Here is a 10104-nt window from a genome sequence, read left to right on the forward strand (position 1 = left end):
GCGTGGGCGTGGGCGTGGGGGTGGGCGTCGGCGTGGGAGTCGGCGTCGGCGTCGGCGTAGGCGTCGGGGTCGGGGTCGGCGTGGGCGTCGGCGTGGGCGTGGGCGTGGGGGTCGGGGTGGGCGTCGGGGTCGGGGTGCCGCCGTCGGTGATCTTGAAGGTGGCGAACGGCTGGTCCTGGCCCGGGTCCTTCGTGCAGGGCACGTCCTTGCCGCCGGCCCAGACCTCGGTGCCGTCGGCCTTCAGCGGGTCGATGTGCTGGGTCATGTTGCCGACGTAGATGGTGCCGTCGCCCGTCTCGCTGAAGGTCAGCTGCGGGGCGTCGCCCTCGACGACCAGGTCCCAGGTCGCACCGGACGCGGCCGGGATCTCCGTCTTCGGGAAGGACATGTCGATCGACACCGGGAGGCCCTGGGACTCCGGGACGTCGAGCGTCGCGTCGGCCGACGCGGTGCCCTGCAGCTGGGTCGCCTTGACGGCGTGGAGGCCGTTGGTGATGGTCCCGGTGATGTGCGCCGTCGCCTTGATGTGGAAGGCCGGCGTCTGCGTGTTGACCGGGATTTCCTTGGGGATGTCGGACGAGACGTCCACGGCCAGCGGCTGGGTGCCGATCAGCGGGAACGTGCAGTGGTAGTTGATCGTCGAGTGCACCGGGTCGGCGAGGGCCGGGCCCGCGCCCATGATGCCGAGCAGGGAGAGGCCGAGGCCGCCGACCGCCGCCGAGGCGAGTCCCTTGGCACCGAACCGCTTGCGCTTGCTGAGCTTGTCTTCCAACTTTCTGCCTTTCATCTGGAAGAGACCTGGGTGTGTGCCTGCGCCGAAGCACTGTCGGACCGTGCGACCCCCGAAGCTTCGCTTCACCTCCGTGAGGGGCTCGGATCAGGCCGGGCGCCAGGCGGCGCCGCCGGCCCTGGAAACGGGCGGATCGGCAGGGAGTGGATCTTCTCGCCGGTGTTCGGCCGGCGGATGGTGATCCAGATCTCGTCCGTTTCGTGTCGGTAAACTATCGGCGCCCACCGGGACTGTCTCCACGATTCACTGACAAAAAGGAAGGGTGTCTCGCTCACCGGTTCAACAGAATCGGAGGGCTATATGAAAAGTGCTCACAAAAAGCCGCGCGGCGACGAGAACAATCATTTTCTGACAACCCGGAACGGTGCGCTCATCGGCCGGTGACAAGAAAAGGCGCGACGCGGGACCGGACACCGGAAAATTGTCATCCGGTGAGGGTCGTCCGCGCCGCGCCGTGACCGCGGCACCGCTCAGAGGTGCTGGTAGGTGGTGTAGTCGGACGCGAAGTCGTTGTACCGCAGGAAGTTCGTGAAGCTCATGGTGACCGTGGCGTCCAGGCCCTCGACGTAGTGCCACCAGCCGATCGGGATGAACAGCAGCTCGCCCGGCGCCAGCGTGCACTCCAGCACCTGCGCCTTGCGCATCAGCGGGAACCGCTCGTAGTCGACGGCGCTCGCGTCCACCTCCGAATAGCAGTGGAGGTTGTTGTAGACGTAGGCGGTGTCGTGGAGCGGCACCATCTTGATCTGCTTGCGTCCCATGACCTGCGCCATGAAGTTGTTGGTCAGGTCGTGGTGGTAGGGCGTCTTGGTGCCGGCCGGCCCGAGCCAGAAGAACCCCTTGTCCGGCGAGTCCGCGTCCAGGTACTCGGTGACGGGGTCGATGTCCTGCCAGAGCACGTCGAGCGCCTCCCGGTTGCGGGAGGCGTTGTTGGCCGTCATGTAGAAGTCGTTGGTCGTCCCGGCGCCCTCGACCATGTCGAGGTAGTCGCGGAACCGCATCAGCTTCTTGTGCTTCGGCCCGTTGATCTCGTAGTTCTCATCGGACTCGCGGCCGAACTGGACCTCGACCTCCTGGTCGCCGCAGCGCTCCCGGAAGTAGCCGAAGTCCCACTTCGTGCACGCGGGCCACGCCTTCATCATCCCGGTGATGATGACGGGCCGGTTCTGGAAGTAGTACTGCTCGAAGAACTCGTCGCGGGACAGGCGCTCGCGGCGCTCGATCGTCCCGCCGTTCGCGCGCATCCGGTTCAGCCGCCCGTAGACGGTCAGCGTCCATTCGCGCTTGCGCAGCCGGTTGGCGATCCGCGAGCCGCCCTGGACGTAGGGGCTCGCGAGCGCCGCGGAGACCTCCGCGGCCGCCTCCTCGGCGGTGAACTCGTCGCGGGGCATGGCGTCGCGGATCGCCTCCGGCGGGTTGCCGAGCAGCAGGTTCTCGGCGATCCAGCGGCGCCAGTCGTCCTTCGGTCGCGCCACGGCGGCCTCCTTGTCGGTCGGATCGGATTCCTGTGCGGGAGCGTCGTCCCGCCGGAGCGGGGACGGGCGTCTCAGCCGCCCGGCGTGGGCGGCGGCACGGTGCGCGGCGGATCGGGGACCACCGGCGGGCAGTTGAGGTCGGCGTCCGGGATGCAGGTGGCGGCGAGCCCCATCCGGAGCAGGTTGCCGGGGCCGGCCACCGAGCCGTTGAACAGCGCGTCGAGGTCCTCGCCCACGCCGCATCCGGAGAACTTCGGGACGGTGAAGGAGCCGTCGAGCACCCCCGCGTTGAGGATGCTCGGCATCTGGCCCTTGAGCCTGAGGTCGGCGTCGGTCCCCGTCCGGCAGCGGTCCCCCACGTCGAGCGGGGTCCCGTTGACCTTGACGTCGTAGATGCGGATGGACATCCGCATGTGCGCCTCGACCTTCTGGATCCCGCTGCCGTCGTCGGTGGCGACGAAGGTGCCGTAGTCCTGCGGGTCCTTGGGGTCGCCCGGGTTCAGCGGCCGCTGGGTCATCTCCATCGTCGCGGTCGTGGGCATCATCCCGAAGGTCAGGAAGGTCGAGCGGGACCGCAGCGGCCCGAGGAACCGCTGCCTGACCTGCAGGCCCGGATCGGCGATCATGTAGATCACGTTGGTGGCCACCGGTGCGGCGAGCGTCGCGTCGTTGATGATCGTCGCGCCGTTGAGCTTCCTGACGTTGGAGAAGCCGCTCAGGTAGGTGCAGCCGCTGTACCAGTCGTCGGTCGGGCCGTGGTACTTGCCGCAGTCCGCCGGCGTTCCGGCCGCGGCCTTGGGCGCGGCGGCCTTCGGGGCGGCGGACGCCTCCGGCGCCGGGGTGCCCGCCGGCCCGGAGATCGGGACGGTGGCGAGGACGGACGTCCGGCCCTTCGCCGGGGCGCAGGTCAGGGCGAGCGTCTTCGGCGTCTTCGGCTCGGTGCCGTCGGCCGCGCGCGGGCTGAGCGTCAGCGCCAGGTCGCCGGCGGAGAAGGTCAGGTCGCCGGTGCCGGACGGGGTGACCGCCGGAACGTCGCCGGACGCGGGGAGCACGAGATCGGCGTCGTCGGCGACCGGGGTCGCCGGGGTCGTCAGCCCTGGCCAGGAGGCCTCGGTGGTCTTGCCGTTCTGCGCGACCCGCGTCGTGAGGCGCGCCGTGCCGACCACCGACGCGCCGCCGAGCGCGGTCACGTCGCCGAGGGACGCCTTCGGGATCGTCACGGTCGCCGTCACCCGGCCCGGCCGGACGGGCTTGCCGACCGTCCCGTCCGCCGGGAACGTCCCCTGGACCCGGACGGCCGCCTCCTCCACCGTCCCGGCCGGTGACGTGCACGTGTAGCCGAGCGCGGTGTCGGCCTCCTGCGCTCGCGCGGGCGCCGCGCCGCCGGGCAGGGACCCGGTGACGGCCGCCCCGAGCCCGATCGCCGCCGCCGCGCCGAGCGCCCAGCGGGCACGGATCCTCATATGCGGTCACCTCTCCTGGAACGTGCGATGCGGGATGCTCACGGGAGTCAGCCCCATCCGGGCAGCCACAGCCGGTCGTGCCACGCGGACTCCGGGACGGCCTGGGCCGTGAGGATCGGATAGAGGTAGAGCAGGTTCACCGCGACGGCCGCGACGTACGCGCCGCCGCCCGTCCAGATCAGCGCGCGCCAGACGGGCCGGCCGCGGTACGGCGTGATGATCCCGTCGAAGAGCAGGACGATCGCGAGGACGGCGAACGGCAGCATCGGCAACGTGTAGGTGGAGTACATCGTTCGGTCGGCGAACGCGGCCGGGAACCACGGCAGCCAGCTCGCGAGGTACCCGCCGACCGCCGCGACGGCCCGCCAGTCGCGCAGGAACGCGCCGTACAGCGCCATCGCGATCAGCGCGGCGATGGAGAACCACCAGATCGCGGGCGTCCCGAGGTGAGAGACCTCGGCGACGCACTTGGCCGCGTGGCATCCGTCCTGTCCGGTTTCGGCGGACGCGTGGTACATGACGGCGGGGCGCCCGAGGTAGGGCCACTGCCAGGGCCAGGACTGCGCGGGATTGGGCTGCGTCACGCCGTCGTGGAAGTCCAGGGTGATCGCGTGGTAGTGCCACAGCGACCGGATCGGATCGAGGAACGAGGGCCAGATCCCGCTGGGATGTGCCTCCGCCCAGTTCCGCTGGTAGCCGGGGACGATCTGCCCGAACAGCGTCTTCTGCAGGCCCGTCCCGGAGACGAACCAGCCCCACCAGCTCGCCAGGTACACGGCGCCCGCGAGGACCCAGAACTGGAGGAGCGACGGCAGCAGGTCGAGCTTGAGCATGCCGCGCCAGGGCCTTTCGGCTCCGGCGCTCTTGCGGGCATTCCGGTCCCACAGCAGCGCCAGCAGCCAGAAGAAGGCCATCGCGTACAGACCGGACCATTTCGTCCCGCAGGCGAGCCCGAAGCACACGCCCGCGCCGATCCGCCAGCCGTGCCGGACGAACGGGCCGCTCCTCGACGCGTCCTCGATCCCGGCGGCGAGCGCGGCGCGCGTCCGGTCGCGGTCGACGACCAGGCAGCCGAACCCGGCGACGACCCACAGCAGCAGGAACACGTCCAGCATGGACATCCGGCTGGACACCAGCCAGGATCCGTCCAGCGCCATCAGCAGCCCCGCCGCGCATCCCAGCGCGGTCGACCCGGTCATCCGCCTCGCGGTCCGCGCGAGGATGAGCACGGCCAGGACGCCCGCGACACCGGCCGCGAACCGGAATCCGAACGGACCCGTCCCGAAGACCGCCATGCCCGCCGCGATGAACCATTTGCCGAGTGGCGGATGCGCGGCCCACTCGCCGCCGCCCGCCAGTCCCGCGACCGGGTGCCCGGCCAGGAAGTAGGCGTTGGCCGGATTGCCGTCGCGGCCGATGTGCCAGTTGTGCTCGACGCCGTAGTGCAGGAGCGACCAGGCGTCCTTGGCGTAGTACGTCTCGTCCCACACGATCGCGTGCGGGGACCCGAGCCGGTGGAAGACCAGCAGCCCGGCGAGCGCGGACACGGCGAGCGGCCCGATCCAGCCCCACGGCAGCGCGCCGAGCCGGCGCCTCTGGTCGAGGGCCGGGGGCTCTTCCACCGCTACCGAGGCGGTCACATGCTCCACCCTTCGCTACGGCGCGGCCGGGAACGCGGTCGCCGCGGCTCGGACCAACGAACGTATTGAAGGCCCGGACGCGGCTGAATCAACTTCCCGACGAAAAAGCCCGGCCCACCCGCTCAGTTAAGTGAGGCCCGCCGCGTCCCGTTCGCATTCGCCCGCGAGAACTTGTCGCAAGCCGACAAGTTCTCCCCGCCCATAGGCACGCTCCAATAAAAACGCACCGCTTGGACACGCCGAATGAAAAAGCAAATGATCGAAGCGACTCCGAACCGGCCACCGCGCCCGGGCCGGGCGGCCTCACCGGGAGTGTCGCGGCCCGCACCGACCGCGCTCGTACTCTCGCGCAAGAAATACGGACTATCAGTTATTCAGAGTCCAGCGCACCTGGGCCCATGCTGAGGCGGACGGAACACGACCGCACCCCATCGGGGTCCGGCTTCCGCCGTCCGGCGACGGCGGGGAAGGAGTCATCAATGTCATCGCGACCTGCGGGTAACGCCCGCACGATCGTCATCACAGGCGGGAACGCGGGGCTGGGGCATGGATGCGCCACCGCGCTCGTGACCTCGGCCGACGGGCCGTGGCACGTCGTCGTGGCGAGCCGGAACGCGGAACGTACGCGCGAGGCCGCCGACAAGCTGGCCGGCGCCGCACGCGCAGGGCACACGGTGGAGGCGATGCCCCTCGACCTCGCGTCCCTGGCCTCTGTCCGAGCGTTCGCCGCCGAGCTGGCCGACCGGGTGGCCTCGGGCGCGATCCCCCCGCTGCAGGCGCTGGTGTGCAACGCCGGAGTCCAGGCCGGGACCAGGCAGACCCGGACCGCCGACGGCTTCGAATCCACGTTCGGGGTCAACCATCTCGGTCACTTCCTGCTCGTCAACGAGCTGCTCCCGGTTCTGCGGGCGCCCGCACGGGTGGTCGTGGTGGCCAGCGGCGTCCATGATCCCGCGCAGAAGGCCGGCGTGCCCGTTCCCGCGTGGAACGCCGCTCCCGCACTGGCCCGCGGCGAGCTCGGGCCCGACGCGGCCTCCGACAACGCGTTCGTCGCCGGTCAGCGCCGCTACAGCACCTCCAAGCTGGCCAACATCTACTTCACCTACGCCCTGGCCCGCCGCCTGCCCCGCGGCGTCACCGCCAACGCGTACGACCCGGGCCTGGTCCTGGGCACGGGGCTGCAACGGTCGGCTCCCGCCCCGCTCCGGTTCGCCGCCAAGCACGTCCTGCCCCACGCCAGGCCCCTGGTGCGCCGGTTCCTGACGGACAAGGTCTACACCGCCGAGGAGTCCGGGGCCGCACTGGCCTGGCTCGCGACCGCCCCCGAACTGGCCGGCACCACCGGCGGGTACTTCCACCAACGCCAGGCCATCCGTTCATCGGACGACTCCTACGACGTCGCACGCGCGGATCAGCTATGGGAAGACAGCCTACCGCTGACCGCCCCGCCCAACTGAAGCCCGATGGACGGAGACGGCGGGGGCGGCGCGCCATTCCGCGAATACGACGGTGGCGTCGTCGTCAAACACCGCGCGTGTCTTGGCTAAGCGGCGAGCGGGCGCGGGCTGGTCTCCCGGATGAAGGCGGCTATCTCCTTGATGGCCTGCCGGCCTTCGGGGATGGCGCCGGCGAAGGCGGCGAAGACGTGAATCTGGTTCTCCCAGACCTGGAGGCGGTGCGGGACGCCGGCCAGCGCGAGCCGTTCCGTCATCAGTTCCGCGTCGTAAAGGAGTGCCTCGGTGGAACCGGCGATGATGAGGACGGGAGGCAGGCCCTTCAGCTCGCGGTCGCAGGGCGACGGCAGCGGACCGGCGTCCATTCCGGCCAGCAGCAGCCGGTTCAGCTTCTTCAGGCGGTGGACGGGAACGTAGGCGTCCCGGCGGGTGAATTCGTAGGACGCGCGGCCCTCGTGGTCGAGGTCGACCAGGGGCGAGAGCGCCACGATTCCGGCGGGCGCGGGCAGGCCGTTCTCCAGGGCGGTGAGGGCGGTGGTGAAGGCCAGGAATCCGCCCGCCGAGTCGCCCGCGATGACGATGTCGTCCGGGGCGAAGCCCTGGTCGAGGAGCCATGCGTAGGCGCTGAGGGCGTCCGCCATCGACACCGACAGGGGCGCTCTCGGCAGTTGCCGGTAGGCGACGGAGAAGGCGACCGCGTCGGCGCGGGACGCGATCCGGGCGACGAGGCCGCGGTGCGTGCGCAGGCCGCAGCAGAAGAACCCGCCGCCGTGCAGATACAGGACGACCCGTCCGGAGTCGCCGCCCTCCGGGCGGATCCATTCCCCGTGGAAGCCGTCGAGGTCGACGCGCTCGACGCGGGTTCCGGGGGCCGGGCGCATGAGCAGCGGAGCGCCCCAGTCCAGGACCGCGGCGACCCGGAGCATGAAGCGGGTCAGCGGGCTGTAGAAGAACACCGGGCGGATGAAGACCTTCATGAAAAGCGCGAACCTGCGCGCCTTCCTGCTGGTGCCGGGACGGTGCTCGATAAAACGTTCCATTCGGGCTCCTCGGTCGCACGGGACTCCCCGGAGAATGGTCGCCGCGCAGCGTACAGCAGGAATCCGGCCGGACAAGTTTCGCTGCATCACTTCCCGCGGAAATACTCATCGCGGTTCAAGAAATCGGTTCGGAATCCGTACCCTGGCAACACCTTCGACGAAACGCGTGCCCCGGCGCGGACGGCCTGTGTTAGGTGGTGCGCATGGGCAAGAAGCGACCGGCGTGGCAGACGCGGCTGACCGACTTCGTGAAGGGCCCGGACGAGGCGGCCCACGAGCGGCGGCTCACTCCCGAGGCCGTCCGGGACCGGAAGTTCGCCACGACCCGCCTCACGCAGGGTTATGCGGTGCAGGAGGTCGACGCGTTCCTCGACCAGGTGACCAACGAGCTGGCGCGGCTGATCCGGGAGCGCGACGAGGCGCGGGCCGCCGCCCGCCGGCCGCCGTGCGAGGACCCGTCCCCCTGACGTCTCAGCCGGACCTCCGCCGGGCGGCCTCGTCCTGCATCGCCGCGTACCGCATCGCCGCCGCGCTGCGCGGCACGGCCGGGCGCGGCTCCACCACCGGCGCGGACAGCATCGTCCCCCAGCCGGGTTGGACGGCGGGTGGGGCGAACGGCGTCTGGACAGGGGCGATGGGCTCCTCGGCCACCGGGTCCTCGCGCTCGTGGCGCGGGATCGTGAAGACCGAGGCCACCGCCAGGACCAGCCCGACGGCCGACAGGACGAACTTCGTCGGCGTCTCCGGCCACGGCTGCCCGTACACCAGGATCCCGCCGAGCCAGAGCGACGCCTTGGACCCGACGGCCAGCATGATGATCACCACCGACAGGCGGCAGCGCTGCAGCCCGATCTGCGCCAGTCCCGCGCCGATCAGCCCGGCGACGACCACGATGTAGGGGTGCGGCGTCCGGAGCACGTGCTGCCAGGCGGACGGGTCGTGCTGCAGCAGCCGGGCGATGCCCGCGCCGGAACTCTCCGCGCATCCGACGAGCACGCCCGAGCCCAGCCCGAACGCCACGCCCGTCACGCGCTTGGCGTGCCTGCCGTCCACCGGGCTGTCGCGCACGACGAACAGCCACAACGGGAACACCAGCGACGGCCCGATGAGCAGCGCGATCCTCCAGAGCGGCGCGTCGGGATGCCACGTCCCGCCCGACCCGGCGGCGACCGGACCCGACAGCAGGCCGCCGGCGGCGGCGAACGCCAGCAGCGCCAGGACCAGCACCGACAGCGCGCCCAGCTCCCCCGCGGTCACCCGCTCCCGGAAGTTCGTCACCGCGACGAGCAGCAGGACGAGCATGACCGGCCCGTACATCGGCACGACCACGCTCACCGGCAGTTGCGTCAGCACGATGCTCTGCACGACCATGCCGCCGATCAGCAGCGCCAGGCCGAAGAGCCAGGCGGGGCTGGTCGCCAGCGTCACCGTCGCGTGCAGGAAGCGGTATCCGGTGAGCCGGGGCATCCGGCGCCCGCTGAGCTTGAAGACGGTGAATCCCGCGACATAGGCGACCGGTGCCGCGGTGGCAAGAGCAAGCGCCCCCATGGCCGCTCCTTAGAGTAAGGCCGATATTCAGCCAGTGTGCTTGTTAACACAGCCTTCTCACAAGGGACTCGTACCTGGAATCGCCTGCACGACGGAATCCCCACCACTTTTTATAAGAAAGCGCTAAAAACCTCCGGAGCCCCCACCGCGCCACGGCCGACGGACCGCCGGGATGATCGTCGCCGCGATGAACGTCGCCGCCCACGAGAACACGATCGCCCGTCGGGCGTCACCGTGCTCCCGCGACGGTTCGGTGAACCCGTCCCTCGGCGGCGCCGTCCGCCCCCACCGCGCACGGACCGCCGGCAGCGCGGCCCGCGCACGCTCGCCACCCCCGTACACGTGTTCACAAAACCCCCACAAAACGACACCCCACGCACCCAGGTAAGGCTGACGAGTATCCCGCAGGTATGGCTAGCCATACCTTTTCCCAGAGCACCGAAATAAAGGGCCGTCGAGCCGACTTTTGTCGGTCACGTAGGGTATGCTTTACCTATGCAATCAGTGAGCCTTTTTCAGCGGCAGTTCCGCGTGCGCTGATCACAGCATGATCGCGGACGGCGTGGGCGGTGCCGGACGTCAAGAAACCCCTGGTAGGACGGTTGATCTCTCACAACCCCCCGTCCCCACCAGAGGCCTCACATGCTTTTGTACCGTGCTTCGCTGCCGTTGTCTCGTCAGACCCTGGCCTACG

General features: G+C 70.2%; 8 protein-coding genes. 2 read left to right on the forward strand and 6 right to left on the reverse strand.

Translation table 11 applies throughout. The features are described 5' to 3' along the window. The 4 genes from ABD296_RS47580 to ABD296_RS47595 form a co-directional block, all read right to left on the reverse strand. A partial coding sequence (locus tag ABD296_RS47580) for a DUF6801 domain-containing protein (protein ID WP_344284499.1) occupies positions 1 to 772 on the reverse strand: 772 nt, incomplete at its 3' end. 488 nt (positions 773 to 1260) lie between these two features. Beyond that, positions 1261 to 2265 (reverse strand): cupin-like domain-containing protein, encoded by a 1005-nt coding sequence (locus ABD296_RS47585; RefSeq protein ID WP_344284502.1) that lies wholly within the window; start codon positions 2263 to 2265, stop codon positions 1261 to 1263. A gap of 71 nt (positions 2266 to 2336) precedes the next feature. After that, on the reverse strand, positions 2337 to 3728 hold the full coding sequence (locus ABD296_RS47590; protein WP_344284504.1) for a DUF6801 domain-containing protein: 1392 nt from the start codon (positions 3726 to 3728) through the stop codon (positions 2337 to 2339). A gap of 47 nt (positions 3729 to 3775) precedes the next feature. Then, positions 3776 to 5368, reverse strand: coding sequence for a dolichyl-phosphate-mannose--protein mannosyltransferase (locus ABD296_RS47595; RefSeq protein WP_344284507.1), 1593 nt, complete (start codon positions 5366 to 5368; stop codon positions 3776 to 3778). Between the two features lie 479 nt (positions 5369 to 5847). Between ABD296_RS47595 and ABD296_RS47600 the strand changes: the two genes are divergently transcribed. Then, positions 5848 to 6825: an SDR family NAD(P)-dependent oxidoreductase gene (locus ABD296_RS47600; RefSeq protein WP_344284510.1), complete on the forward strand. Its 978-nt coding sequence runs from the start codon at positions 5848 to 5850 to the stop codon at positions 6823 to 6825. Between the two features lie 86 nt (positions 6826 to 6911). Here ABD296_RS47600 and ABD296_RS47605 read toward each other — a convergent pair whose 3' ends face one another. Next, entirely contained in the window at positions 6912 to 7862 is a 951-nt protein-coding gene (locus ABD296_RS47605; RefSeq protein ID WP_344284513.1) for an alpha/beta hydrolase, read from the reverse strand. 203 nt (positions 7863 to 8065) lie between these two features. Here ABD296_RS47605 and ABD296_RS47610 point away from each other — a divergent pair, with 203 nt between their 5' ends. Further along, complete coding sequence (locus ABD296_RS47610) at positions 8066 to 8329, forward strand: DivIVA domain-containing protein (RefSeq protein WP_344284516.1); 264 nt, start codon at positions 8066 to 8068, stop codon at positions 8327 to 8329. A gap of 4 nt (positions 8330 to 8333) precedes the next feature. Here the strand turns inward: ABD296_RS47610 and ABD296_RS47615 are convergent, their stop codons facing one another. Then, positions 8334 to 9410, reverse strand: coding sequence for a hypothetical protein (locus ABD296_RS47615; RefSeq protein WP_344284519.1), 1077 nt, complete (start codon positions 9408 to 9410; stop codon positions 8334 to 8336). Between the last annotated feature and the right edge of the window lie 694 nt (positions 9411 to 10104).

This window comes from Actinomadura napierensis, assembly GCF_039529375.1.
Taxonomy (GTDB): Bacteria; Actinomycetota; Actinomycetes; order Streptosporangiales; family Streptosporangiaceae; genus Spirillospora; species Spirillospora napierensis.

Coding starts and splice junctions, on each gene's coding strand:
- ABD296_RS47600 (WP_344284510.1), top strand. CDS start 5,848: ATGTCATCGCGACCTGCGGGTAACGCCCGCACGATCGTCATCACAGGC.
- ABD296_RS47605 (WP_344284513.1), bottom strand. CDS start 7,862: ATGGAACGTTTTATCGAGCACCGTCCCGGCACCAGCAGGAAGGCGCGC.
- ABD296_RS47590 (WP_344284504.1), bottom strand. CDS start 3,728: ATGAGGATCCGTGCCCGCTGGGCGCTCGGCGCGGCGGCGGCGATCGGG.
- ABD296_RS47610 (WP_344284516.1), top strand. CDS start 8,066: ATGGGCAAGAAGCGACCGGCGTGGCAGACGCGGCTGACCGACTTCGTG.
- ABD296_RS47615 (WP_344284519.1), bottom strand. CDS start 9,410: ATGGGGGCGCTTGCTCTTGCCACCGCGGCACCGGTCGCCTATGTCGCG.